Origin of the sequence: Ruegeria conchae, assembly GCF_000192475.1 — a bacterium.
GTDB classification, from domain to species: domain Bacteria; phylum Pseudomonadota; class Alphaproteobacteria; order Rhodobacterales; family Rhodobacteraceae; genus Ruegeria; species Ruegeria conchae.
In genome coordinates this window covers 52505-78306 of record NZ_AEYW01000006.1, presented here as the reverse complement: position 1 = coordinate 78306, position 25802 = coordinate 52505, and the positions used below count along the sequence as shown (strand labels likewise).

The following is a 25802-nucleotide window of genomic DNA, read 5'->3' as shown; positions in this document are numbered from 1 at the left end:
ATATCAAAGTATGAATGTTTCAGCGGAAGCTCGGCATGAGTGGTGACGAGCCCTTGATTTATGATTGGGGCGCTTGTTCGCGGCACTGCTTCGGTGCCCAGGCAATTGTCCATCAAGGAGTGAGGTGAATGCATACAGTTGATCCACCGGCACCTAAACTCCGGCGTTCTCTTACCACCCCGTTGCTTACACTATATGGACTCGGTGTTACCGTCGGTGCGGGAATTTATGTGCTGGTCGGCGCTACCGCCGAGGCCGCGGGCCCTTATGCTGCAATTTCGTTTCTTGTTGCTGCTCTCGTCGTTTCGCTGACGGCTTTGTCATACGCCGAACTCGCGACACGCTTTCCCGTAAGCGCGGGAGAAGCGGCATACATTGAAGCGGGATTTCAAAGGGGCTGGATGGCGGTTCTAATCGGTCTTGCCGTTGCTGCGTCTGGGATTATTTCAGCCTCCGCTGTTGCGATCGGGGCGGCCTCATACCTTCACACCCTGACGGGGCTTGGCACCGCGTTGCTTACGATCGGCGTTGTGTCGGTCATGGGTCTGATTGCACTCTGGGGCATTACACAATCGGTATTTGTGGCAGCCGTGATCACGGTCATCGAGATTGCGGGGCTTCTTTTTGTGATTGGCTGGGGCATGTCCGTACAGGAAGCGCAAGGCTATGAAATTAGTGAGATGGTGCCGGGACTCGAGCTCGATACCTGGCGCGGTATTATGGCGGCATCTCTGCTGGCCTTTTTTGCCTTTGTCGGGTTTGAGGACATGGCAAACGTCGCCGAAGAGGTAAAAGACCCAACCCACACAATTCCAAAGGCCATCCTTTTGACACTCGTTCTGGCGACGGGTCTTTATCTGGTGACCTCAATGACGGTTCTGCTTGTTGTTCCTATCGATGCCTTGTCAGCTTCGGCAGCCCCGCTTACCCTGGTTTTTTCGAACGCACCCGAAGTGATTAAACAGGGGTTCGCCGCAGTCGCGGTTGTTGCGACAGTCAACGGCGTCCTGATCCAGATGATCATGGCGTCGCGAGTGATCTATGGCCTTGCCGACCGGGACCATCTGCCGAAAATACTGGCAACTGTCCCGCAGGTAACCCAAACACCGGTCGTCGCAACACTGTTGGTTGTTGCGATAATCCTTCTGCTGACGCAAACTCTGCCAATCGGCATACTGGCAGAGCGCACATCCCAGATCGTTTTGGGAGTGTTTGTTTTGGTCAACATCTCGCTGATATTGATGAAGTCCCGGCCTGGGTCAACTCGGGAACATTTCCGCGTACCTCTTGTTGTACCAATCCTTGGGGTGCTGACCAGCGCCCTGCTTTTTGGTGCCGGATTTCTCTGAGAGGAAAACCGACAGCACAGGGTCACCAGAACGGGGTCCGACTGACGCATGAACACTGACCGATCAACACTTGGAAGGCGGATTTCAGGCTGGTGGCACCAGACCTTTGTTGATCTGATCGAGCAATTGCAATGGTCTTACCTACCACCATTGATGGTTTACTTTGCGGCCGGGGTTTCGGGACTAACATCCGTCGTCGGTGCGTTTTTTCTTAAGGAATATCTGAATCTATCCGCCGCTTTTGTTGCGGGATTGGCATTCTGGGCCGGGTTGCCGTGGATTCTAAAAATGCCGCTGGGTCATCTAGTTGATCTGTTCTGGCGCTGGAAATCCCTGCTGATTGTCGTTGGCGCAACCCTTATCACGGCGTCATTGCTCATCATGTACAGGCTTGTGGCTGCGCCTGACCATATGGCCGGCATTATGCCACTAGAGGATTGGTACGTCGTTGCTTTGATGTTGGCTCCTTCAGGTTATGCCATTCAGGATGTCGTTGCTGACGCCATGACAGTAGAAGCGGTGCCGCAATCGGACCGCGACGGACGCGCTTTTGCGTCGGAAGAAGTTCGTGCCCGGCACACCACTATGCAGACCCTCGGCAGGATCGCGATCATATCCGGGTTTGCAGGAGTCGCAGCGGTTAACATCTGGATTTTTTCGGGGGCAGAAGATCTGGAGAAAGGCGATCGTTTGGTTCTCTACGGTCAGGTCTATCTTGTCGCTCTGGTTATCCCCTTGCTTTCGATCAGCGGAGTGGTTCTTCACGCTCTGATACAGCGTCGCCTCGTTCGTCGAGGACACCTTCCGCACAGACCAGATCAAACCACCGAGGTCAGGTGGCCCATTCTGCTGGGTGGCTTTGCGTTTGTTGTTCTCAGCATAGTTTTGGGAACCGCAAATTTTGCCTTCGCGCAAGAGACCGTTTTTGCGGTGTCGCTCACGGTCATTCTCTACCTCATGTCGCGTTTGCTGAGAGAGCTGGAGTCGAAACAGGCCAAAGTACTGATCGGGACAGCAACTATCATTTTCGTTTTTCGAGCAGTTCCCTTGCCAGGACCGGGCCTGACCTGGTTCGAGATAGACGAGCTTGGGTTTGACGAACAGTTCCTGGCCATTCTAGCGCTTCTGACCTCACTACTTGCTCTGCTTGGCCTGATTATCCTCAGGCCATTTATGGCAAGTCGTTCGATTGCGCAGGTTGTAGTGTTACTCACGATTGCCGCAGGAGTGCTGGCCCTGCCAAACCTTGCCTTGTACTACGGAGTGCATGAATGGACGGCCGCGCGCACAGGTGGGGTCGTGGATGCAAGGTTTATCGCCATACTCGACACAGCAGTCGAGTCACCGCTGGGTCAGATCGCGATGGTCCCAATGTTGGCCTGGATCGCGCGCAACGCCCCAACACATCTGAAAGCTACCTTTTTCGCAGTCATGGCGTCGTTCACCAACATGGCATTGTCAGCAAGCAGCCTCGGTACAAAATACCTGAACCAGATCTTTACCGTTACCCGCGCGGTTACCGATCCCAGAACGGGTACTGTTGCCTCCGTCGCTGACTATAGCCACTTGGGGAACTTGCTGATTACCGTGGCCTTGATCTCTGTTATCGTTCCTCTGGCTGTGGTTTTTCTTGTGCAAAACTCGTCTTATCAAACACGCGATTGAATATGCCGATCAATCGCTTTCATCGAGAAGTGTCTTGAGGTGTGACACCGGAACGCCAATATTCGAGCCGCCAAATTCCGGTAAGATCGCGGCATTGATGGCAACCACCTCGCCGTTTCGGTTCAGGGCAGGTCCGCCACTTCCGCCGGTTGTGGTTTCCGCATCATAAACGACCGCACCAGGGCTGGTCTGAGCGACGATCCCCCGGCTGGCCAGAGGCCGGATCTTGTTCTGCTCTGAAAGGTGTTTTGCAATCGTCCAGAAATCGACGGTGCCATCGCTCTCAAGCGTTTTCAGAAAGTCCGGCCCGGCCTGCACAATTAAAGCCTTGAGGCCAGTCGGAAATCCAAGCAGGAAAACTTCTTCACCTGCCCGCGGCGATTCAGGTGCCAGTGGAAGCCCGAGCCCTTGAACCCGGCTCGCATCAACAGACAGAAGCGCCAGATCGGCCGTTTTGCTTGCCCTAAGCAATACCGCTTCCATTGGCTTGGATTGCTCTGGCAGATAAGCCAGCAGACTAAGTATCTCGGCTTCAAGCCCTGCTGCCTTCAGGGCCTGCGCCCGATCCCCGGTCGTCCAGGGCAAGGCCACGTGACGGTTGGTCACCAGCAGGGGGGTGCCCTGCAACAGAAACCCGGTTCCGGTAAACTGAAACTCTGCCGGCGCGCCGACCGCATCAGGCTCAATCCATGGTTTCCCGAATGGAGTTTTTAGTTTCTCCCCGTCCGGGCCAAGCACATGCCGCAGCAATTTTCCGCTTTCGGTTTGTCGCAATCCGTAGGCCCCTTGGATAAAGGCAATGGATCGCGTCGAGGCCGTGACTACCCGCCTGGACGCACCTGCACGGTCTTCCAATGTCCCAAGGCGTTGCTCGGTGGAAATTACCTGGTGGTCAAACGCCTCTCTGAGCGCGACCAGATCATCCGCCGTCAATGCATCTTCTCGTGTCTGCGCGAGCATCACGGCAACCGCCTCGATCTTGAGAGATTCCTGTTTAAGGCTGTCCGCCAGTTTCCGGTCGTTCTGAAAAAGCAAATAGCCAAAGGCAAAGATCAGAAGAAGCACACCGATAACGGCAACCCTGAACAAAACCGTGGTTTGTGATGTCAGCCGACGCCCGCCTTCGCGCAGCGCACCGGACATTTTTCTGGCGAAGGGTCGTCGGCTGGAGCGCGTATACACATACGCGTCACTTATTATGTCTTCGACCGTGTGATGTGCAGGGAATGAGTGGTCACACACCCTGTAGCGCGACATGGGCCCCTCTTCACCGAACTCAATCATGTCGCCATGCCCAAGAACTGCCGAAGCAGTTTTTTGACCATTGACCCAAATATCCCGGCCAGGCAACGCGTTTAACGCGTAACCGCCTTGCGACCACTGAATGGTCGCCACGTCTTCATCATGCGGGGGCAAGTCCTCTTTCCGCCTGAACTTCAGGATACGATCAGGACCCACCGAAGCAGCCAAAGCGTTGCCGACAAGCCAGGTAACGGTTCCGCGGGACGGCCCCGTCAAGCTCTCCAGAAATGCACGGACATCGCCCGTTTCACTTTCCACATCGCTTTTGTCAGGCGTCCGCATCGTCCATCTCTGTTCTCCAGCGCTATTGACACATTATCATGCCCAGCAGTGAAACCGCTATGGTGGGCAATAATGTGCTCGTTTTAAGAACACCAAGGGTCCGCGCATGCTGCCCGGACCATGATGGTTGCGCGTGTGCCTCCATCGCGCCTATTTCGATGAGACCTTAATCTTTCGGCTGGGATCCTGAGGTTCGGTTTTCGGCATCGTGACGTGCAGGACCCCTTTGTCGAACGCAGCAGAAATCTCCTCGATATCGACTGCATCAGGCAGCGTCATTGTCCGGGTAAAACTGCCATAGCTTCTCTCACTAAAGCGCAGATCGCCCGTGTCATCATGCGTGACCTTCTTCTGGCCTCGTAGGGTCAATCTGCGGTCCTTGATTTCGACTTCGACATCGTCTTCTTCGAAGCCCGGCAATTCAGCGGTGAGAATGATCGCCGCATCCGTCTCGTGGATGTCAATCGCCGGCGAAATCGCACCCGTCATGTCCAACGACGGAAAGCCCGTGCGTTGCGCGGCTGTTTCCAGTGGCAGGAATGGCGCTGCGCCCCCGAAAAAGCGCGACATCATGGATTCCATTTCGCGTCGAAAATTATCAGATAGCGGATGTGTTCCAGCAAACAGTTGCGGGTTTTTTTTGTCTTCAAGCATTTTCTGATCCTCCTCCTTTGGTGCGATTGGGGTGAGGCAGCATTATCGCAAAAAATGCATCTAATTACCTTGATCTTGCGCAACCAAGCATCCTCGGTATCGCGTCAAAAGACATCACGGCCGTATCGGCATTCTGAATGAAACAAGGCGTATTACCGGTCATACGTCCAGGCCAAGGGGCAAACTAATCTGACTCTATTGCGCCACCGAGCGTCTGAAAAACGTCAGGCTTGACGCCAGAAGGACTGCGCCCGGTAGCGCCATCCATAGGAACTCCGGCCAGATCGTCTCAAACCCCACGCCCTTGAAGATGATGGATTAGCTGGCGGACATGTAGCCGATCATGACGAGGATCAGTGATTTAAGATGTTAGTGAAGAATCCAGTTCGGGATCGAGAGGGCGACCAGTGCAGTGGCAACGTGCGGCCCAATTCCCGGCACCTTCATCAGCCAGTGCGCCATCTCCTTGCCTCGTGGTCGGTGAGTTACCTCCACATCCAACTCTAATATCTGACTGATCAACCGGCCCGCATCCCAATCAGCGGACTTAGGCAAGCCTGTGCCGCTTCCCCTCGTGTTGCACCATCATGCGACAACCGATATCGACCGCGAAGACAAGCCAATGAACAATTTCAACCAACAATCCCGCAACATTCACAAACCCACGTAACGCCAACATCTCACAAAAAATTGTGATTTATTAAGAAATAGAGTTCCTTTACGCAGGTTCGAAATTGGTACTCGCCTCCAAAAGAATTCAATAGCTTACACGACCTCCCCAGACCGAGCGATACAAATGCTTGTTCTTTGGGGTTACATAGGGGAAATGTAGCCCGATTTGAGCTTTTATCCCGCCACAAGACTTGCCGTGTGATTCCATGCGCAATGCCCATTTACCTCTACAATTGGGTGACTCGATTTCAGACCAAGTCCCGCAAATTGAGATATTGTCTCGTTGTGTGATAGTCTCGTTTCATTCTGGTTTGCTTAAGGTGATGTATGTGTGGGTAGTGCGTGCGAGATGGTTGTTGATTGGTGCAATACTGTTTGTGTTGGCCTTTTCCGTATGGATTCTTCTTCCGCGAAATAGCGAGCAAGAAGCGTTCTCCCTGCTTACTCCAGCCGAAATGGCAGAACTCGACAATCAACCTAAAGTTACTGAGTCTCTAGACCGAGGATTGACCGTTACTCAATCCGATGGCCCATTCGTAAATTTCAATTCGCCCAAAAAGGATATTGTCCAGTCGCCTGTTAATATTGACGTAGACATTAGCCCGAGAGGAGATACGGCAGTTGATTTGTCGTCAATTCGGATCGACTATCGTATGGGTCCAGCATGGGTCAATGTGACCAAACGAATAATGAAGCACGCCTCAGTCGAAGGTTCGCGCCTGCTCGCACGTTCGGCTGAACTGCCGGTTGGGCGGCACACAATGCGACTCTCCATACAGGACGAGGATAAAAGGCGGACGAGGGTTACGGTGTCGTTTGTCGTGCAGTGAACTGTTAGAAGAAGCAACTACTCGCGATATCACTCGGCCGGCCACTCAACCCTGCGCAACTTCCAACGGCGGCTCCTTCGGAAACGGGCTGATATCGGACCACTTGAAACATTTTTCTGTTAGGATTGCGCTCGTCTCCCATTTGTTGGAACACTCTCGCTGTTCGGTGCCGTATTGCATCCCTGATTGATAGAACCCAAGAGCGCTAACGCCGCCGGCAGCCCTGCCAATAAGCTGTGCCTCAGCGTCTTTGTATGGTGCCCCGTCGAAGACTTCTTACGGCCCTGAGATGCGTCAGCGACCGGGGCCCATGGTCTTGTACCGGTGCAAAAACTCTCGGAATTCCACCCAATCCGGTCTTTGATTTAGCTCGACAATTTTCTGCGCGTGCCAGGAGCACGCGGCGGCATGCAAGGACGCCAGTTGGTCATCGGACATCAAACGTTCCCGCTCTACCGCAGCCTTTTCCCAAAGCGGCAAGATCGACCGGTCCTCAACCAAATTCGCGTTCATATTGTTCCAATAGGATTCGGCCTGATCATCGTGAATATGATTGGTTTTACCCCGATCCCGTTTAACCATGAACGACCCAATTGAACGCGTCACATAGTGATGGATACGCGCAAAATCATGGCGGTAGTTGGATGTGGCGCGCCAGGTTACAGCTTCGGGGTCAAGAAGTTGCCCCCCACCATCAACCCATCTGATCTCGGACATGCGCTCAGGCGCAACCCCTTTGGGGCGATGCGGACCATATCGGGTGAATAACCCGTTGTTGCGCGTTATACTCTTCAGCCCGCCCGCAACGCCCGAATAATAGCCCTGCTCGGTATCGCAAAGAAAGAACTGCTCAGCCACTGGAATATCGCTGAAATCTTCAATGCCTCCGCATCCGAATAGTTTCCAGGCAAAAGAGGCAACATCAAAAGGCTCTCCTGCGGTTTCCTGTAACTTTTCCAGCAACTTGTGCATGGAGGGATCAGGAAGGCGGATGTTCAGATATTCATCAACGTCCAGCGAAAAGGTCCAGTCCGCATCAAGAAACCTCGGATGTGAACGAACTCGCCTGAGCATCGTGTTCTGCGGGCTTTGCTTTGGCTTGACCCAATTATCAACATGGGTTGCAATGCCCAGATCCCCGAGCCGTTCTGCAATCAGATCGGTGCCGTCATCACAATCGTTGGTGTAAATGAGGAAATGGTCGATGCCGAGTGACAGGTAGTAGGACACCCAATCAATCATGAACGGGCCTTCGTTCTTCATTGTCGTGTAGACAACGATCCTGTCAGTCATTGCAAGTCCTGCGGTTGAACCAAAGTGGCGCCATCTTCTGTAGGTCCTTCTCGGGTGCCAACATCCCCAATTCGATATGAAACTGGCTCATTGACTATAGCTTTTGAACCGCGACCTGAGCGCCTTTGATCGCCTTAAGACGCAAGCCCGCCGAGTTTGCGCCCAAAAACTCGTGGAATGCACGCATCACGCCATCTTTCCACCATCCCCTCCGATGGTAGTCATCCAACATGATGACACCGCCTTCGATCATCTTCGGCAATACCGCATCCAGATCCGCTTTGACCCCTTCATATGAATGGTCTCCATCAAGATAGGCGAAACCGATACTCTGATCTTCGAACAGGCGCAGTGCAGGAACCGAAAAATCGCGAATTACCGAAACTTGACCCTTCGCTATCTCAGAGGCGTATGTGTTTTTCACCGCTTCATAGATGCGGTCCATATCGTTTTGGCTACGCGCTCCGGCCAAAGATGCGCCACCATCTGCGTCGGGCTGCACGCCCCATGGATCGATGAGGCACAGCTTAGAAGGCTTCAATTCATCGAGTAGTATCCGCGAAAACTCGCCCCGCCAGACGCCGATTTCGATGCTGAGCTTTCCGTGCGGCATTGTCTTGAGCATTTCGCGCCTCAGCGCATCTTTCCGCTCGCGCTGCAGGGCTTGTTTCTTGCGGCGGTCCTCGGCGGATACGGTTTCAGCCATGGGCGTCTTCTCCGATATGAGAATTCTGCAAAGCCTCAACCAAATCTAGCCAATCAGGTCTGGCCTTCAATTCTTCGGCTTTTGCACTATGCCATTCGCAGGCTTTGTGGTGAAGTTCGGCCAACTGAGGATCAGCCATCATCTCGGCTTTGATGTCATGCATGGCGGGCATGTGGCCCAAGATCGAGCGATCTTCGACGTCGTTGTGATTCATTACAAGCCAGTATTTCAGACCTTGGTCCTGGCCAACATGGTTAGTCCGCCCCCGTTCACGTTTGACAAGAAAGCTATCGGTACTTCGTACTGCATAGTGGTGAATACGCGCGAATTCATGGCTGAATCCGCGCCACGCCTTCCATTTCACCTGATCTGCCGGGTAGAGGTTTCCGCCTGCATCTCTCCACAACACCCCTTCGTACGGTGCGTCAGGATTTGGGGCATCCTCTGGATTTATCCGAGGGCGATGGGCGCGAAACCGGCTGAACTTGCCGTTATTTCGGAATAGCGTTTTGAAACCTTTTGTCCGGTGATGGGGGTAGCTGTCTTCGGTGGCCGCCTGAAAGAATGTCTCAGGGACAGGTTGATCGACAAAGTCGTTTAAGCCGGCATTTCCGAACATACGCCAACAGATCGATATTGCATCAGCTTCACCGCTTGCCTCTACCAGTGACTGAACATTGCCTTCAGGCAAACGGATATTGATGTATTCATCCACATCCAGGCTCATGATCCAATTTGCGGACTGATAGCTTGGATGACTGCGAGATCGGGTAAAAGCCCGGTTCTGGGGCGCAGCGCGTGGTCCGACCTTGTTGCGCTCATGATGCGCCCAGCCTAAGGCCTGCATCCGATCACCGATGACATCTGTGCCATCAGAACAGTCGTTGGTGTAGATCAGGATATCATTGAACCCGATTGCGCGATTGTAAGCCACCCAATCGATCATAAATGGCCCTTCGTTCTTCATCGTCGTCACGATGAGAAAGGTCTCGTTTCCCATAAGTTAAACTCTTGCCTGTGCCATTATCGGACTATTGTTGATCTGTTTAGAATAGCCTCCAGAATTTGTCCAACGCAGCAAGTTCCAGGAAGAACTGGCTACCGCACCTCGGCCCCCAGGGGGGGCTGATGAAAATGATGGAACTCAATATGCATTCAGCGCCAACTAATATTGAGTTAACCGCTGACTTGATCAGAACTTTCCTGCGACAATCCGAATAACCACCTCCGAACCGCAGATAACCGTGGCATCAACAAACGAAACTCTTCCTGAACGTCAGCACAATATGTTTTACCGATTCTGAGGAACCACTTCGTAACCCGGCTCTTCCGGCTCATCATCCTGCATTTCGGCGGGGAACCCCGGTGCACGGATATCCAGTCCCGTGGCGTCCTCAAGGCGTTTGATAATGTTAGGGGAAAGTTCACGGTCACCGTAGCGTGCGATTCCGTCGTCGAAGATTTCCATCATCACCGGGTTTATCTCCAGCGGCACCCCGGCGCGGTCGGCGACCTCCTGAAACAGACCGATATCCTTTTTGACCAGATCCATGGTGAATGAAATATCGCGGGACCCATTCAGAATCACTTGGCTTTCCGTTTCGTGCACAAATGATGTGCCCGACGAAATTTTGATCGCCTCATAGGTCGTGCCAAGATCCATCCCTGCGGCCTTTGCGGTCACCAAAGCCTCGGCGCAAGTGATCAGATTTGCGGTTGCCAAATAGTTTGTTAGCACCTTCAACACTGAGGCCGATCCCAAATCGCCTGTGTGCAAAACGCGGCGCCCCATCGTCGTCAGGAACGGCAGAATGCGCTCAAATGTTTCTCGATCGCAGCCTGCGAAGATCGAAATATTGCCCGTAGCCGCCCGATGACATCCGCCCGATACCGGGCAATCGACTGCAGCCCCCCCACGTTCGATCACCGAAGCACCCAATCGTTTTACTTCCGCTTCGTCGGTGGTGGACATTTCCATCCAGATCTTACCGGATGTCACTTCGGACAGCATCTCCTGCATTACCGCGTCCGAGGCGGCAGGAGATGGCAGACAGGTAATCACAGCGTCACAATCCCGCATCAATTGAGCGGGGCTTTCAGCTGCCTTCGCACCCTGCGCGACAAATCCAGACACAAGATCAGGGTTGAGGTCATGAACGGTCAGGTCAATCCCATTGCGCAGCAGCGAGCCCGACAATTTTCCGCCCACGTTTCCCAGCCCGATGAAGCCTACTTTCATATGACGCTCTCCCTGTTCGTCTTTCGATGCACATGCGAACACGCCTGTTGACCTAAGTCATGCCGTCCAGCGACCCTCAGAGGTCGCTTTTTTGCCCCTGTACGCACTGTTGAGCGAGACTCGCTTGACAAGGGGGGTAATGCTGTCCCAAGAGCCAAGTGTTGGTGTCTGCAGCAGCAGATGAAAAGGGAATGCGTCAGCGGATTTTCCGTCAAACGCAGCCGCCCCCGCGACCGTGACCGGAGAGGGTGCCCAAGCCACTGGCGAATGCCGGGAAGGCGGGACATCCGACAGAGCACTGCTCTGACATCCGCAAGCCGGGAGACCTGCCAACGCCCGAAGATGAAACCGGACGGGGTGTTCCGGTGTGGGGCTTTGATCGGCCCGCATGAAACCCCGTCCCCCACGAAGAGGATTGGGGGGATGAGAGACATGACCGAGACCACACCGGTCGAGCTGCTGGTCTGCACTACATGCCGTCGCGGCCTACCCGTCGAAGACGACGCCCAACGCCCCGGCACATTGCTGCACAAAGCGCTTGAACAGGCCGCCCTGCCCGAGGGCATCACCTTGAAAGCAGTAGAATGCCTTTCAAACTGCGATGAGGGCTGTTCTATCGTGCTGCGTGGCGGACCTGATCGCTGGACATTCGTTTACGAACACCTCAGCGAAACCGATCACGTCGAAACCATCATTGAAGGTGCCACCAAGTACCTTCAGACCGAGGACGGGCTGGTCAAATGGCGTGAACGCCCCGAACACTTCCGCAAGAATTGCGCGGCCCGTATTCCCCCGATTGGAGCCCTGAAATGAGCAATCTCGAAAAACTGCCCGTCACCGTGATCACTGGCTTTCTGGGCTCGGGCAAAACGACACTGGTCAAGCATTTGATGCAGAACCCGCAAGGCAAGCGCTTGGCTGTTGTAGTCAATGAGTTCGGCGATGTGGGTGTCGATGGCGATATCCTGAAATCCTGCGCAATCCCGGATTGCCCAGCAGAAAACATCATGGAACTGGCCAATGGCTGCATCTGCTGCACTGTGGCCGACGATTTCATTCCCACGATCGAAGCGCTTATGGCCTTGGAGCCGCGCCCCGATCACATTCTGATCGAAACCTCGGGCCTGGCTCTGCCTAAGCCGCTGCTTAAAGCGTTCGACTGGCCAGACATTCGCTCGAAAATCACAGTCGACGGCGTGATCGCTTTGGCCGATGCCGAAGCGGTTGCCGCTGGTCGGTTTGCACCCAATGTCGAAGCGGTAGACGCCCAGCGCCTCGCCGATGAGTCGATCGACCACGAGACGCCACTATCGGAAGTGTTTGAAGATCAGATCTCTTGCGCCGACATCATCCTGCTGACCAAGCCCGATCTGGCCGGTCCCGAAGGTGTCGCCAAAGCCAAAGAGGTCATCGCGGCCAAAGCCCCTCGCCCCCTACCCGTCGTCGAAGTCGCCGAAGGTGTCGTGGACGTGCGCGTTGTCTTGGGCCTTGAAGCTGCCGCCGAGGACGACATGGAAGCGCGTCCCAGCCATCATGATGGTCATCACGATCACGAGCATGACGATTTTGAAAGCATCATCGTCGAACTGCCGGAACAGACTGATCCGCTGGATCTGGTCGCCAAGATCGAACGCCTGGCAAAGGAACTGAACATCCTGCGCGTCAAAGGCTATGCCGCGGTTCAGGGCAAGCCCATGCGCCTGCTGGTACAGGCCGTCGGCTCGCGGGTACGTCATCAGTATGACCGCCCGTGGGAACCTGGTGAAGAGCGCCACTCGCGCCTTGTGGTCATCGCCGAGCATGATGATATCAAAGAGGCCGAAATCCGTGATATCCTTGTGGGTGTGACCGAGGCCGCCGAGTAAGATTCATGCACGTCGTCTTCCGCGAAAGCCACGGGTTAGAGGAAACCGAGACCCCAACCGATCTGGGCCAGAGCCCGGCGGACTTGGTGGTGCTGTCATTTTCTGACAGTGACCTTGGCGCTTTCGCGGCGGGCTGGCATCGCGGTGGCGGGCCAGACGGGCGCATGCCAACCCTGCGGCTGGCCAACCTGACAGCTCTAAAACATCCCCTGTCAGTCGACACATATGTGGAACAGACGCTTGAGGGGGCCAAAGGCATCCTGATCCGCCTGATTGGCGGCGTGCCATATTGGTCTTACGGCTTGCAGCAGGTTCTGGCACTGGCACAGGCCAAGGGGATCGCACTGGCTGTCCTGCCTGCGGACGGGCGCGAAGATACGCGGCTGGATGAGTACTCCACCCTGCCCGTCTCAACCCTGCGGCGCTTGGCGCATCTGTGTGATACCGGCGGAGAGGTTGCGGCACAGGCCGCGCTCGCACAGACGGCGCTGGCGGCGGGACTATATGCCGGTCCGGTGATGGGGGCAAAGACCATACCGGATTACGGCGCCTGGTGCCCGGATCGTGGCGTGATACCGGCGGACACAGCTTTTTCGGGCGATGCAAAACGCATTATTGTCACGTTTTATCGGGCCTACCTGACCTCTGCCGACACTGCCCCGATCGCGGCTTTGATCCGCAGTGTGAGATCGCGTGGATTCGAGGCCATTGGCCTGTTCGCCCCGTCGCTCAAAGCGCCAACCGCCGCTGACTGGTTGCGTGAGACGATCGTGGCGCTGAAACCTTCAGCGATCATCAATGCCACCTCCTTTTCGGGCAAGGGCGCATCAGGCACTTCACCCTTGGATGCTGCCAATGTGCCCGTCTTTCAGGTCGCCCTCGCGACCTCGCGCCGCAAAGCCTGGGCAGAAGCGGAACGCGGGCTTTCGCCTGCTGACCTCGCCATGCATGTGGTTCTGCCCGAGGTCGACGGGCGGATTAACGCGGGCATCGTGTCGTTCAAAGAACCGGGCAAGCGCGATCCTTATCTGGAATATTCGCGTTTTGCCCACCAGCCCGAACCTGACCGGATCGAAGCTGTCATCGATCGGGTCTCTGGCTGGCTGGACCTGCACGAAAAGCCCAGTTCAGATCAAATACCGGCGCTGGTTCTGTCGACTTACCCGGGTAAGGACTGGCAGATGGCGCATGCAGTTGGCCTTGATGCGCTTGCTTCAGCCGAAGCGATGCTGACCGATCTTCAGAATGAGGGATATGCAACCGCACCGGCCGAGCCGATTGCCGAAACCCTGCTGGGCGTCCGGATTTCATGGTCATTGCAGGACTACCTGATTGCGCATGCAGAGCTACCCGATCAATTGCGCGCCGATCTGCAGGCGGTCTGGGGAGACCCCGAGGACGATCCAGTGTTCGCAGATGGAGCATTCCATTTCACGGCCCTTCGGCGTGGCAACGCTGTGGTTGCGCTGCAGCCAGAACGCGGCACGCCAGAGCTGCGCGAGGATGACTATCATGACCTTTCGCGCACTCCTCGTCACAGCTACGTCGCCTTTTACCTTTGGCTACGCAAAGGGATAGGCGCGGATGCTTTGATCCATATTGGTGCCCATGGCACGCTGGAATGGCTGCCAGGTAAATCGGTCGCTTTATGCAGTGAATGCTGGCCCGAGGTGTTGATCGGCGATCTGCCGGTGATCTACCCGTTCATCGTCAATGACCCCGGCGAAGCTGCGCAGGCCAAGCGCCGGATCGGCGCTGTTACGCTGGGCCATATCCCGCCCCCGATGAAAGAAAGTGGTACGCCAGATCGCATGGCTCGGCTGGAAGCACTGCTGGATGAGTTCTCGAACGCGGACGGTCTGGACCCCAAGCGCCGTGATCGCCTGCAAGGAGATATCCGCGACGAGGCACAGGCCATCGGGCTGGAGAGCGACCTTGGTCTCGACCAAGCCACCTGCATCGCCGAGGCGATCACCCGCATTGATCGATTTGTCTGCGACATCAAGGAAAGCCAGTTCAGCGACGGCCTGCACATCTTTGGACGGGTGCCCGATGCGACTGGCACCTTCGACCCTGCCCCGTCGGCCCACGCTGAACGCTCCGCCCTGATTGACGCTTTGGCGGGCAAACGGATTGAGGCCGGGCCGTCCGGTTCCCCTTATCGCGGGCGTACGGATGTATTGCCTACCGGGCGGAATCTTTACACGACCGACCCGCGCTCAGTTCCTACGCGCGCGGCCTATACACAAGGCGTCAAGCTCGCTGAAGAGCTGGTTCGGCGGCATCTGCAGGAAGAAGGCGACTACCCCAAGGGCTTGATAGTCGATCTATGGGGTTCGGCCACGATGCGCACAGCGGGCGAGGAATTCGCCATGGCGCTACACCTGCTGGGGGTGAAGCCGGTTTGGGATAAAGGGTCCGAGCGGGTCTCTGGCATCGAAGTTTTGCCAATCACCGATCTCAGCCGCCCGCGACTGGACGTGACATTGCGCGTCTCAGGCCTGTTCCGGGACGTGTTCCCGACGCTTTCCGCGCTGTACGGTCAGGCCGTCCGCGCACTGACAAAACGAGATGAAGCAGCCGACTGGAACCCTTACGCCGGTCAGGAGCCAGCCGCGCGGGTCTATGGGCCAGCCCCCGGCAACTATGGTTTGAACATGACCCATCTGTCCGAAACCTATACGGATGAGGCACGCGTGCAGGCGGGTGAGGCTTGGCTGGACGCCAGTTCCTTCGCGTTGGAAGGCGAACACATCGCACAGGATAAGGACGGCATTACTCAGCGCGTCGCCAATGCCGACAGCTTTGTGCATCTCCAGGACCTGACCGAAACCGATCTGCTATTGGCGAATGACTATGCCACGCATGAGGCTGGTTTTGCTGCCGCCAAGAAAATCACCGGTGGTAACGCTCAGCTCTATCACCTGGACAATACCAACCCGGAAAATCCACGCGCCCGTACCTTACCCGAAGAAATTAGCCGCGTGGTTCATGCGCGCGCCGCCAATCCAGGATGGATAGCGGGGATGCAGCGGCATGGTTTTCGAGGCGCGGCCGAGATTGCGGCGACGCTTGATCACATGGCCTCGTTTGCACATTTGTCTGGCACCGTCGCGCCGCATCTGTTCGACCTTTATCACGAAGCCACGCTTGGCGACGAAGACGTCGATGCCTTTCTACAAGAGGCCAACCCGCGTGCGCATCAGGCGATGCAAGACCGATTCCGTGCCTTGTTGGACGCTGGATTATGGAACACGCGCCGAAACTCGATCCGTGCCGGTTTGGAAGGTCTGGGATGAGCGCCCTTACCGACAAACCTGTCGTCCAAGGCTGGTGCCCCGGCGCACATCGCCCGATGATGTCCGGCGATGGGCTGGTCGTGCGCGTACGCCCGCGGTTGGCGCGGCTTAGCGCTCAGCAGGCTTTGGGTCTGTGCGAATTGGCCGACCGTTTCGGCAATGGCACTATCGACCTGACCAACCGTGCGAACCTGCAACTACGTGGCGTCAAGGAAGCCGACCACCAGCCACTATTGACCGAGCTGTCTGATCTGAACCTTCTCGATGCCGAGCCCGGCATCGAGATTAGACGGAATATTTTGGTCACACCGCTCTACCGTGCAGGTGATCTGACAGCGCGACTAACGCAGCATCTGATTGACCGCCTAGCAGAGTTGCCCTCGCTGCCCGCCAAGTTCGGATTTGCAATCGATACGGGACCTGAGCGCATGTTAGCCGGAGACTCGGCTGACATACGCGTGGAAACCGGCGAAAACGGCCTGATTCTGCGTGCAGATGGTGCAGAGACCGGACGGACTGTTTCTGAATCTGATGTCATCGATCGACTGATCGAACTGGCAAAGTGGTTCTCTGACACCTATACGCCTGAGACCCGCCGAATGGCCCGCGTGATCTCTGCGCAAGACCTTCCGCTCGAATGGCAAGGCAGCCCACCTGGCCCAATAAGTACCCCTCTACAGCCTGGCGCTTGCGATTTGGGAACACTTTTGGGCGCGACGTTTGGGCAATTGCCCGCAGGCCCGCTCTCGAAACTGATCGAGAGCAGCGGTGCGTCTGCCCTGCGAGTTACACCGTGGCGGTTGATCCTGCTGGAAGGCGGAGCAGATACTCCCGCACCAGCCTTCGTCACAGACGGTACTGACCCGCTGATGACCACCGACGCCTGCCCTGGCACGCCGTTCTGTCCGCAGGCGCAAGTGGAAACGCGAGAGATCGCGCGCGTTTTGGCGGCTCGAGTGCCCGGATCTCTGCATGTCTCGGGGTGTGCAAAGGGTTGCGCCCGGATGATCCCTGCAGATGTCACCTTAGTAGGATGCAATGGACGATTTGATCTTGTCAAACAAGGTCGCGCAGGTGATGAGCCCTGCCAACGCGGCCTGACCGAAGAAAAACTTATGACCATGGACTTCACCTGATGCCCTATGAATACGAAACCGACGGCGCGGCGATTTACAAACAGAGCTTTGCCACCATCCGCTCGGAGGCCGATCTCGCTCGGTTCGATGCCGATGAAGAGCAAGTGGCCGTGCGCATGATCCATGCCGCTGGAATGGTTGGGCTGGAGGAGTTCGTGCATTTCTCGCCCGGCTTCGTCACAGCTGCCCGCACCGCGCTGGAAAATGGCGCACCGATCCTGTGCGACGCGCGCATGGTCAGCGAAGGTGTGACCCGCTTCCGCCTGCCTGCGGATAATGAGGTAATCTGCACTCTGCATGACGAACGCGTGCGCCCATTGGCCGCTGAGATGAGCAACACGCGCTCTGCCGCTGCGCTAGAGCTGTGGCGTCCGCATCTTGGCGGCGCGCTGGTCGCGATCGGTAACGCTCCGACTGCGCTATTCCATCTGCTAAACATGCTGGAAGACCCAGATTGTCCGCGCCCGGCCGCCATCATCGGCTGCCCTGTGGGCTTTGTCGGCGCAGTCGAATCCAAGGACGCCTTGTGGGACGCGCAGCCCGTACCCTCCTGCATCGTCAAAGGTCGCTTGGGCGGCAGTGCAATCACCGTTGCTGCCATCAACGCCATCGCGAGTCGTGTGGAATGAGCGGGGGCAAGATCTACGGCGTGGGCCTTGGCCCTGGTGACCCGGATCTCATGAGCGTCCGTGCAGACCGCCTGTTGCGCAATGCCCGACACGTGGCGTTCTTCCGCAAGCCGGGCCGCACGGGGCAGGCCCGCAAGATCGTCAATGGAATGATCCCCGGCGACGCTATCGAGTTTGCGATGGAGTATCCCGTAACAACCGAAATCCCGGTGACGGACCCGAGGTACAACGAGCTGCTTTCCGTATTTTACGAGGATTGCGCCGCCCACCTGAAGACGCTGACAGAGAACGGCGAAGACGTCGTGGTCCTGTGCGAAGGAGATCCTTTCTTCTACGGGTCATTCATGCATCTTTACAATCGATTACGGGATATATCTAAGGTCGAGGTCGTACCAGCCATTACCGGAATGTCGGGTGCCTGGACCGCTACCGGCGATCCGATAACCTGGGGTGATGACGTCCTGACGGTTCTGGTCGGTACATTGTCCGAGGACACGCTGACCGAACGCATGACCCAAACCGATGCGTTGGTGGTCATGAAGATCGGTCGCAACTTTGACAAGGTAAAACGCGCCTTGAAACGGGCCGATCTCTATGACCGTGCATGGATCGTCGAATACGCCCAGATGCCCAACCAGCGGGTTTGCAAACTCTCGGACAATTGCGAGGGTATCACACCCTATTTCTCGATCATCCTGGTTCACGGTCAGGGCCGTCGCCCATGAGTGGCTGGGTCAAAATAGCCGGCCTCGGACCGGGAGACGAAGCTCTGGTCACGCCCGAGGTTACCGCTGCTCTGGCCGAGGCGACGGATGTTGTTGGATACATCCCCTACGTCGCGCGCGTTGCTGAGCGTGAAGGGTTGACCCTACATGCCAGTGACAACCGGGTCGAGATCGACCGCTCGCAGCACGCATTAAGGATGGCGGCCGAGGGCAAGCGTGTCGTGGTTGTTTCCTCCGGAGACCCAGGCGTGTTCGCGATGGCCGCTGCCGTGTTCGAGGCATTGGAGAATGGTCCTGTTGAATGGCGAAGCATTCAGATCGACGTACTGCCGGGGATCACAGCGATGTTAGCTGCGTCTGCCCGTGCGGGTGCGCCGATGGGGCACGATTTCTGCGCCATCAACCTCAGCGACAATCTGAAACCATGGTCTTTGATCGAAAAACGACTGCGCCTTGCCGCGCAGGGAGATTTCGCGATGGCGTTCTATAACCCCCGCTCGAAGTCACGCCCGGAAGGCTTTGTAAAAACACTGGAAATCCTTCGCGAGGAATGTGAGCCAGAACGCCTGATCCTGTTCGCCCGCGCAGTGTCGCGTACGGATGAGAAGTTGCGGATTTCAACACTGGCAGAGGCCACACCAGACATGGCGGACATGCAGACCATCGTGATCGTCGGCTCGTCATTGACCCGGGTGATCGAGCGCGACGGCGCGCCGATCGTTTACACGCCGAGATTCACGCCTGACAAGGATCAGGTATGAACCAGCCAGTCCAAGACCTGCGAAACCTTTTCGAACTCAGTCCGCTGCGGCAACAGCGGACGGTCGATCATCAGAACCGGAAGACCCAGCGCCCGTGCGGCATCCAACTTTGCGCGCGCCCCGATGCCACCCGCGTTCTTGGACACAACCAACTGCGTCCCGTGACGCTGCATCAGCCCCCGGTCCTCAATTTCAGTGAACGGACCGCGCGAAATAATGACGTCTCTATTAGGAAACGGCACGGTTTCAGGCTCATCCACCAGCCGCAAAAGATAGTGATGCTGAGGCTGTGCTGCAAAGTCCTGAAGATGCATGCGACCGACGGCAAGGAACACGCGCTGAGCGGAACCGGAAAGCGCGTCGACGGCACCGTCGATGTCCGGAACATGCTGCCAACTGTCGCCATCTTGAGCGACCCAGGCAGGCCGCGTCAGCGCCGCCAGCGGAGTCGCCGTCGCAGCACAGGCTTCCGCGGCGTTGCGGCTCATCTGCGCGGCAAAGGGGTGGGTTGCGTCTATGATATGGCTGATCTCTTGGTCGCGGATGTAACGCACCAGCCCCTCCGCTCCTCCGAAACCGCCCACGCGCGTGGGAACGGGCTGCGGGCGTGGCGTGTCGACACGGCCCGCGTAGGAATACGTGGCCGGAATACCTTGTTCGGAAACGGATTTTGCCAGAGCATTTGCCTCGGTCGTCCCGCCAAGAATCAGGAGGTTGGGCATGTCTGAAACTCCGTGGCTAACCGTATTGGGTTTGGGCGAAGATGGACTGGATGGCCTGTCTCCCGCAAGCCGTCAAGTGCTGGATCGCGCCGAGATCGTCATGGGTCCGTCGCGCCACCTATCTTTGATTACCAAAAGCAACGCCGAACAGATTGAATGGCCAGTTCCATTTGCCGATGGTCTTCCGATACTGACCGGATTACGCGGTCGGCAAACTATTGTTCTGGCCTCGGGTGATCCGTTCTGGTTCGGGGCCGGCTCCGTCATCGCGCGAAATTTCGATGCGAGCGAATGGACCGCCATACCCGGTCAATCGACCTTTTCGCTAGCCGCTGCAAGGCTCGGCTGGCCGCTTGAAAACACGTTAACCTTTGGACTGCACGCCGCCCCCCTGACCCGTTTGCGCCCCCACCTGGCGCAGGGCCTCCGCGCCATTCTCTTGCTGCGTGATGGAAAAGCGGTGGCTGAGCTTGCAACTTATCTGGGTGAAACCGGCTTTGCCGATTGTACCCTGCATGTCATGGAGGCCCTTGGCGGCCCCCGTGAACGCGCGCGGAGCGTGTCGCTGACCGAAGCGCTACTGGGAACATTCGAACATCCGGTCTGTGTCGGGCTGGACGTCGCGGGCACAGGGTGCGCCTTTCCCAAAGCCTCGGGCAAGCCTGATGATATCTTCGAAACCGACGGGCAAATCACCAAGCGCCCTATCCGCGCACTGACCCTGTCGGCCCTTGCCCCGCGTAGAGGAGAACATCTGTGGGATATTGGCGGCGGCACCGGTTCGATCAGCATCGAATGGCTGATGTGCGATCCGACGCTGACTGCAACGACAATCGAGCCGCGTGAAGATCGGGTCGAGCGCATTCGCCGAAACGCCGATGCGCTCGGGCAGGATCGGTTGCGGGTCGTTCATGGTATCGCACCTGAGGCGTTGGTTGACCTTGACCAACCAGATGTCGTTTTCATCGGAGGCGGCCTGAGCGCGGAGCTGTTGAACTGGCTACACGCAAATCTCCGCGCCGGTACGCGGCTTGTCGCCAACGCAGTGACATTGGAAAGCGAAGCCTTGCTGGCTGCGTGGCACGACAAGCTGGGCGGAGACCTGTTGCGTATCGAATTGGCGCAAGCTGCTTCGCTTGGTCCACGGCGGGGTTGGAAATCTGCCTACCCCGTGATGCAGTGGAGTCTTACGCTATGATCGTCGCCGGGCTCGGATTTTCGTCTTCTGCTACGCTGGTCAGTCTGCGCGCTGCCTTTGATCTGGCCTCGAAAGGAAAAACAGTCGATGCCCTGGCAACCGTTGCAGACAAGGACGGACATGCCGCACTTGTCGCACTTGCAGAGGTAACTGATCTACCGGTTCATTTCGTCCCGGCACATGATCTTGCCGGACAACGAACCCTCACCTGCTCGCCCCGCAGTCGTGCCACATACGGCACCAGCAGCGTGGCCGAAGCATCCGCTCTTGCTGCCGCCGGGCATGGCGCGCGGCTGATTTCACCCAGACAAATCTCGGACGACCGGCTTGCAACCTGCGCCGTCGCCATTGGAGGACAACCATGACCGTTCATTTCATCGGCGCCGGACCGGGTGCCGCGGACCTGCTGACTCTGCGCGGGCGCGATATCATCGCCTCGTGCCCGGTGTGCCTCTATGCTGGCTCATTGGTTCCCGAGGAGATTTTGAGCCACTGCCCCGACGGCGCGAAGATCGTGAACACGGCTCCGATGGATCTGGATCAGATCATGGCCGAGATCGAAATAGCGCACAAAGCCGGGCAAGACGTGGCGCGGCTGCATTCCGGAGACCTCTCTGTCTGGTCGGCAATGGGAGAGCAAATCAGACGTCTGAAAGAGATGGGAATCCCGGTCAGCGTCACGCCCGGTGTCCCGTCTTTTGCCGCCGCAGCTGCTGCTCTAGGAACTGAACTCACCCTTCCGGGACTGGCGCAATCGGTGGTGTTGACCCGGACGCCTGGGCGCGCGTCCTCGATGCCTGAAGGTGAGACGCTGAAAAACTTTGCTAAAACAGGTGCTACTCTGGCCATTCACCTGTCGATCGGAAATCTGGACAATGTCATCGCCGACCTGACCCCTGCCTATGGTGCGGACTGCCCGGTCGCCGTTGTCTACCGCGCCAGCTGGCCAGATGAACGGATCATCCGTGCGACTCTGGCCACGCTGAAAGAGGCGCTGGACGAAAGCATCTCGCGCACCGCACTGATAATGGTTGGTCCGGCGCTCGCAGGTGAAGGGTTTGACGAAAGCTGCCTGTATTCAAAAACATACGACCGCCGCTATCGCCCTCAAAGCGCCGACAGCCCGTGGTCGAGCTGGAGCCACGGTGATGACTAACCCTCCGGGACTACTGATTTCCGCGCCGTCGTCGGGTACAGGCAAGACTACAGTAATGCTGGGGTTGCTCCGGGCGCTGGCTGAGGACGGATTGACCGTGCAGCCGTTCAAAAGCGGGCCCGACTACATAGACCCAGCCTTTCACCGCGCTGCGGCAGGCCGCGCTTCGTTCAATTTGGATAGCTGGGCGATGGGAGAGCCGCTGCTCAGCGCGATCTCAGAGCAAGCCACGGGCGCGGATATCGTGGTGGCCGAGGGCTCAATGGGTTTGTTTGATGGCGTCGCCAAACCCGGAGAGCTGGGGCATGGGTCGAGCGCTGAAACGGCTCAGCGAATGGGATGGCCAGTCGTATTGGTTCTGGATGTCGGAGGACAGGCGCAATCAGCGGCGGCGACCGCGCTTGGGTTTCGGATGTATAACCCCGATTTGCCTTTTGCCGGTGTCATCCTGAACCGCTGTGCTAGCCCTCGCCACGAACGACTGACCCGTTTGGGCATGGAGCGTGCCGGATTACCCGTTCTGGGCGTTCTTCCGCGCCGGGGAGACCTTACCTTGCCCGAAAGGCATCTGGGCTTGATTCAAGCGGTTGAACATCCCGATCTGGAAACGGCGATCGCCGGTTACGCCGCATTCCTGCGTGAACATGTTGATCTGGATACGATCAAAAAGGCGGCCTCCTCAGGCCCTAATGGGCCATCGTCGGCCGCACTGCCGCACCCCCCGGCTCAGCGGATCGCACTTGCCCGAGACGCCGCGTTTTCGTTTACCTATCCGCATCTTCTGAAAGGATGGCGCAGCGCGGGTGCAGAGATACTGCCCTTTTCGCCGCTGGCAAACGAAGCGCCAGCTGCAGACGCCGATCTGGTCTGGCTACCGGGGGGCTATCCTGAGCTGCACGCAGGAACATTAGCAGCAGCAGATACCTTCTTGACCGGGCTGCGGAAACACGCGGAAACGCGGCCAGTGCATGGTGAATGCGGGGGGTACATGGCATTGGGGGAAGTGCTGGTCGACAAAGATGGCACCCCGCATCAGATGGCGGGGTTGTTGGGTCTGCAAACCTCATACCAAAAGCGCAAATTCAACCTTGGCTATCGTAGGGCTGAACTTTTGGCCTCGATGCCCGGCTTTGCAGCAGGTACCGCTCTGCGCGGACATGAGTTCCATTATTCCTCGATCATCGAACAACCTGACGCTCCTCTTGCGCGGGTCTTCGATGCCGAAGGGGCTGAAGGCCCTCAGACAGGATCGCGACGCGGCAATGTCACCGGCACGTTCTTTCACCTGATTGCGGAGGCAACGGTATGACCGGGTTTGTCTCATTCATCGGCTCCGGTCCGGGTGATCCGGAGCTGCTAACGCTCAAGGCCGTGGACCGGATGCAGAAGGCCGATGCGGTGCTGTTTGATGATCTCAGCAGTGGCCCGATCTTGACCCATGCACGTGACGACGCTGATCTGGTGGGCGTAGGTAAACGCGCCGGTCGCCCCTCGCCCAAGCAGGATCACGTCAGCCGGTTGCTGGTTGAGTATGCGCAGACCGGCCAGCATGTCGTGCGGCTGAAATCCGGTGATGGAGGATTGTTCGGTCGACTAGAGGAAGAACTGGTCGCGTTGCAGGCCGCCGGTATCAAATACGAGATCATTCCTGGCATCCCCTCTGCCGTCGCGGCGGCTGCGACTGCGGGAATTCCTCTGACACGACGCCTGACTGCGCGTCGTGTTCAATTCGTCACCGGGCATGATGCGAGTGGAAAACTGCCTGCCGATCTGAATCTTCCCGCCCTAGCTGATGCTGGCGCGACAACGGTCGTATTTATGGGCAAGCGCACTTTTCCATTGCTGGTCGAAGCGCTGAGCGCGCATGGCCTGCCGCTGGACACACCTGCCTTGATGGCCGAATCCGTTTCAACCCCCGAACAATCTTTGCATCGTTCCACCATCGGAGAGCTTTCCGACAAACTGCGCACCGAGATCGGTACTGCTCCTGCCTTGATCCTGTATGGCCCGCTGGCGGAGTTCGGCGATGTTTGATCTCACACTGATCGGGATCGGCACCGGCAATCCCGACCACCTGACCTTTCAGGGGGCGCAGGCAATCAGATCAGCAGACCTGATCCTGATCCCGCGTAAGGGAGAGAACAAAGCTGATCTGGCCGGTTTGCGCGAAGACATCATCGCGCAGGTCACCGATAAACCTGCGCGGATCGTCTATTTCGACGTTCCCAAACGCCGGGCAGATGACGGTTATCTACGAGGTGTCGACGAATGGCACGACGCAATTGCCCTGCGCTGGCACGAAGCGATTTCAGCCCACCCCGACGCGCAGAAGGTCGCGTTGCTGATCTGGGGTGATCCGTCGCTGTATGACAGTTCGCTCAGGATCGCCGCTCGACTGGACCCACAGCCGCAGGTCCAGGTTGTGCCGGGCATCACCGCGTTGCAGGCGTTAACTGCGGCCCATGCGATCCCGATCAATGATCTGGGGGCACCCTATGTCGTGACCACCGGTCGCCGCATCCGCGATGAGGGATGGCCTGAAACGGCATCGAAAGTGGCTGTTATGCTGGATGGCGAATGCTCGTTCCAAAGCCTAGAGATGGCCGATTATGACATCTGGTGGGGGGCATATGTGGGCATGAAAGAAGAGATTCTGATCAAAGGCCCATTGGCGGATGTGGCGCAAGACATTCTGGACTCGCGCGCGCAAGCCCGTTCTGATCACGGCTGGATCATGGATATCTATCTGCTGAAGAAACGTACGGCCTGACGCGCGCACAGGATTGTGAGCCCCGTTTCAGCGGTTTTCTGTCATCTATTCTCCAATCAACAGGAAGGGATAGAACATGAGGGCGCTTTGGGCTGCGATCTGCCTGCTGGCCATGCCTGCTTGGGCTGACAGCATCGAACCACTTGCCGGATGGGCGGTCTACCCCAGCGGAAAAAGCTATGAGAGCCTCGTGGAAGACACAAAGGCCGCGGTAAAAGAGAACGGCCTGATCGTGGTCACTCAGGCCGGACCGACCAAAGCAGCGGCCTCGCGCGGCATTACCATTCCGGGCAACCGAGTGATCGGCGCATTCAACAACGACTACGCAGTTCGGGTCCTTGAAACCTCGACCAATGCGATGATCGAAGCGCCCATCCGTTTCTACGTGACCGAGGAAAAGGATGGCACTGCGACCCTGTCCTACAAAACGCCAAGTTTTGTGTTCGCCCCATATACGGATGAAGGCGGTGAGGCGCTGCGCGAGATTGCCGCCGAATTAGACGCAAAGTTTCAGGCCGTGGCGGAACGCGCCGTCAAATAGTCACACTG

Annotated in this window: 25 protein-coding genes and 1 riboswitch; of the genes, 17 read left to right on the top strand and 8 right to left on the bottom strand. The window is 57.2% G+C overall.

Going from position 1 to position 25802, the window contains the following annotated elements; translation table 11 throughout:
* Positions 1 to 128 precede the first annotated feature (128 nt).
* Complete coding sequence (locus G7G_RS0104810; protein ID WP_010439014.1) at positions 129 to 1349, top strand: APC family permease; 1221 nt, start codon at positions 129 to 131, stop codon at positions 1347 to 1349.
* A 48-nt stretch (positions 1350 to 1397) separates the two neighbouring features.
* The gene (locus G7G_RS0104805; protein ID WP_010439012.1) at positions 1398 to 3014 is read left to right on the top strand and encodes an MFS transporter; all 1617 of its coding nucleotides are present in this window, start codon (positions 1398 to 1400) and stop codon (positions 3012 to 3014) included.
* 9 nt (positions 3015 to 3023) lie between these two features.
* On the opposite strand, the gene G7G_RS0104800 is transcribed toward G7G_RS0104805, so the two are convergent.
* From G7G_RS0104800 to G7G_RS0104790, 3 genes are all read right to left on the bottom strand, one after another.
* Complete coding sequence (locus G7G_RS0104800; RefSeq protein ID WP_010439010.1) at positions 3024 to 4598, bottom strand: trypsin-like peptidase domain-containing protein; 1575 nt, start codon at positions 4596 to 4598, stop codon at positions 3024 to 3026.
* Positions 4599 to 4748: 150 nt separating this feature from the next.
* On the bottom strand, positions 4749 to 5252 hold the full coding sequence (locus G7G_RS22740; protein ID WP_010439008.1) for an Hsp20/alpha crystallin family protein: 504 nt from the start codon (positions 5250 to 5252) through the stop codon (positions 4749 to 4751).
* A 369-nt stretch (positions 5253 to 5621) separates the two neighbouring features.
* Positions 5622 to 5807 carry a hypothetical protein gene (locus G7G_RS0104790; protein WP_010439007.1) on the bottom strand — a complete coding sequence of 62 codons (186 nt, stop codon included), beginning with the start codon at positions 5805 to 5807 and terminating at the stop codon, positions 5622 to 5624.
* A 323-nt stretch (positions 5808 to 6130) separates the two neighbouring features.
* Between G7G_RS0104790 and G7G_RS0104780 the strand changes: the two genes are divergently transcribed.
* Positions 6131 to 6754, top strand: a complete 624-nt coding sequence (locus tag G7G_RS0104780) for a hypothetical protein (protein ID WP_029621729.1) — start codon at positions 6131 to 6133, stop codon at positions 6752 to 6754.
* 294 nt (positions 6755 to 7048) lie between these two features.
* On the opposite strand, the gene G7G_RS0104775 is transcribed toward G7G_RS0104780, so the two are convergent.
* The 4 genes from G7G_RS0104775 to G7G_RS0104755 form a co-directional block, all read right to left on the bottom strand.
* Positions 7049 to 8047, bottom strand: coding sequence for a glycosyltransferase family 2 protein (locus G7G_RS0104775; protein ID WP_010439000.1), 999 nt, complete (start codon positions 8045 to 8047; stop codon positions 7049 to 7051).
* Positions 8048 to 8141: 94 nt separating this feature from the next.
* Positions 8142 to 8753 (bottom strand): class I SAM-dependent methyltransferase, encoded by a 612-nt coding sequence (locus G7G_RS0104765; protein WP_010438997.1) that lies wholly within the window; start codon positions 8751 to 8753, stop codon positions 8142 to 8144.
* Complete coding sequence (locus tag G7G_RS0104760; protein ID WP_010438994.1) at positions 8746 to 9753, bottom strand: glycosyltransferase family 2 protein; 1008 nt, start codon at positions 9751 to 9753, stop codon at positions 8746 to 8748. Before G7G_RS0104760 ends, G7G_RS0104765 begins: the two co-directional genes overlap by 8 nt.
* 291 nt (positions 9754 to 10044) lie before the next feature.
* On the bottom strand, positions 10045 to 10992 hold the full coding sequence (locus G7G_RS0104755) for an NAD(P)-dependent oxidoreductase (RefSeq protein WP_010438992.1): 948 nt from the start codon (positions 10990 to 10992) through the stop codon (positions 10045 to 10047).
* Between the two features lie 145 nt (positions 10993 to 11137).
* A riboswitch (cobalamin riboswitch) is annotated at positions 11138 to 11340 on the top strand.
* Between the two features lie 84 nt (positions 11341 to 11424).
* Here G7G_RS0104755 and G7G_RS0104750 point away from each other — a divergent pair.
* Genes G7G_RS0104750 through cobJ form a run of 7 tightly spaced genes read left to right on the top strand, consistent with a single transcriptional unit; the run spans position 11425 to position 19407 of the window.
* Entirely contained in the window at positions 11425 to 11805 is a 381-nt protein-coding gene (locus G7G_RS0104750; RefSeq protein ID WP_010438989.1) for a DUF1636 family protein, read from the top strand.
* The gene (cobW, locus tag G7G_RS0104745) at positions 11802 to 12857 is read left to right on the top strand and encodes a cobalamin biosynthesis protein CobW (RefSeq protein WP_010438987.1); all 1056 of its coding nucleotides are present in this window, start codon (positions 11802 to 11804) and stop codon (positions 12855 to 12857) included. The genes G7G_RS0104750 and cobW overlap by 4 nt, the downstream gene beginning before the upstream one ends.
* Before the next feature lie 5 nt (positions 12858 to 12862).
* Entirely contained in the window at positions 12863 to 16156 is a 3294-nt protein-coding gene (gene cobN / locus G7G_RS0104740; protein WP_010438984.1) for a cobaltochelatase subunit CobN, read from the top strand.
* Positions 16153 to 17292, top strand: coding sequence for a precorrin-3B synthase (locus tag G7G_RS0104735; protein ID WP_010438981.1), 1140 nt, complete (start codon positions 16153 to 16155; stop codon positions 17290 to 17292). The genes cobN and G7G_RS0104735 overlap by 4 nt, the downstream gene beginning before the upstream one ends.
* Positions 17292 to 17921 carry a precorrin-8X methylmutase gene (locus tag G7G_RS0104730; protein WP_010438978.1) on the top strand — a complete coding sequence of 210 codons (630 nt, stop codon included), beginning with the start codon at positions 17292 to 17294 and terminating at the stop codon, positions 17919 to 17921. The genes G7G_RS0104735 and G7G_RS0104730 overlap by 1 nt, the downstream gene beginning before the upstream one ends.
* Positions 17918 to 18646 carry a precorrin-2 C(20)-methyltransferase gene (cobI, locus tag G7G_RS0104725; RefSeq protein ID WP_010438975.1) on the top strand — a complete coding sequence of 243 codons (729 nt, stop codon included), beginning with the start codon at positions 17918 to 17920 and terminating at the stop codon, positions 18644 to 18646. The genes G7G_RS0104730 and cobI overlap by 4 nt, the downstream gene beginning before the upstream one ends.
* Entirely contained in the window at positions 18643 to 19407 is a 765-nt protein-coding gene (gene cobJ, locus G7G_RS0104720) for a precorrin-3B C(17)-methyltransferase (RefSeq protein ID WP_010438972.1), read from the top strand. Before cobI ends, cobJ begins: the two co-directional genes overlap by 4 nt.
* Here cobJ and G7G_RS0104715 read toward each other — a convergent pair.
* On the bottom strand, positions 19398 to 20129 hold the full coding sequence (locus G7G_RS0104715; protein ID WP_010438969.1) for a cobalt-precorrin-6A reductase: 732 nt from the start codon (positions 20127 to 20129) through the stop codon (positions 19398 to 19400). The two genes, cobJ and G7G_RS0104715, sit on opposite strands and share 10 nt — an antisense overlap.
* Here G7G_RS0104715 and G7G_RS0104710 point away from each other — a divergent pair.
* The 7 genes from G7G_RS0104710 (at position 20128) to G7G_RS0104680 (ending at position 25794) form a co-directional block, all read left to right on the top strand.
* On the top strand, positions 20128 to 21327 hold the full coding sequence (locus tag G7G_RS0104710) for a bifunctional cobalt-precorrin-7 (C(5))-methyltransferase/cobalt-precorrin-6B (C(15))-methyltransferase (RefSeq protein WP_010438968.1): 1200 nt from the start codon (positions 20128 to 20130) through the stop codon (positions 21325 to 21327). The genes G7G_RS0104715 and G7G_RS0104710 overlap by 2 nt on opposite strands.
* Complete coding sequence (locus G7G_RS0104705) at positions 21324 to 21692, top strand: cobalamin biosynthesis protein (RefSeq protein ID WP_010438966.1); 369 nt, start codon at positions 21324 to 21326, stop codon at positions 21690 to 21692. Before G7G_RS0104710 ends, G7G_RS0104705 begins: the two co-directional genes overlap by 4 nt.
* Complete coding sequence (cobM, locus tag G7G_RS0104700) at positions 21689 to 22483, top strand: precorrin-4 C(11)-methyltransferase (RefSeq protein WP_010438965.1); 795 nt, start codon at positions 21689 to 21691, stop codon at positions 22481 to 22483. The genes G7G_RS0104705 and cobM overlap by 4 nt, the downstream gene beginning before the upstream one ends.
* Entirely contained in the window at positions 22476 to 23792 is a 1317-nt protein-coding gene (locus tag G7G_RS0104695; protein WP_029621727.1) for a cobyrinic acid a,c-diamide synthase CobB, read from the top strand. The genes cobM and G7G_RS0104695 overlap by 8 nt, the downstream gene beginning before the upstream one ends.
* Complete coding sequence (cobA, locus tag G7G_RS0104690) at positions 23789 to 24517, top strand: uroporphyrinogen-III C-methyltransferase (RefSeq protein ID WP_010438961.1); 729 nt, start codon at positions 23789 to 23791, stop codon at positions 24515 to 24517. Before G7G_RS0104695 ends, cobA begins: the two co-directional genes overlap by 4 nt.
* The gene (gene cobF / locus G7G_RS0104685; protein WP_010438958.1) at positions 24510 to 25253 is read left to right on the top strand and encodes a precorrin-6A synthase (deacetylating); all 744 of its coding nucleotides are present in this window, start codon (positions 24510 to 24512) and stop codon (positions 25251 to 25253) included. The genes cobA and cobF overlap by 8 nt, the downstream gene beginning before the upstream one ends.
* A gap of 76 nt (positions 25254 to 25329) precedes the next feature.
* A complete protein-coding gene (locus tag G7G_RS0104680; protein WP_010438956.1) occupies positions 25330 to 25794 on the top strand; it encodes a DUF302 domain-containing protein in 465 nt (154 codons plus the stop codon).
* The last annotated feature ends 8 nt before the right edge of the window (positions 25795 to 25802 follow it).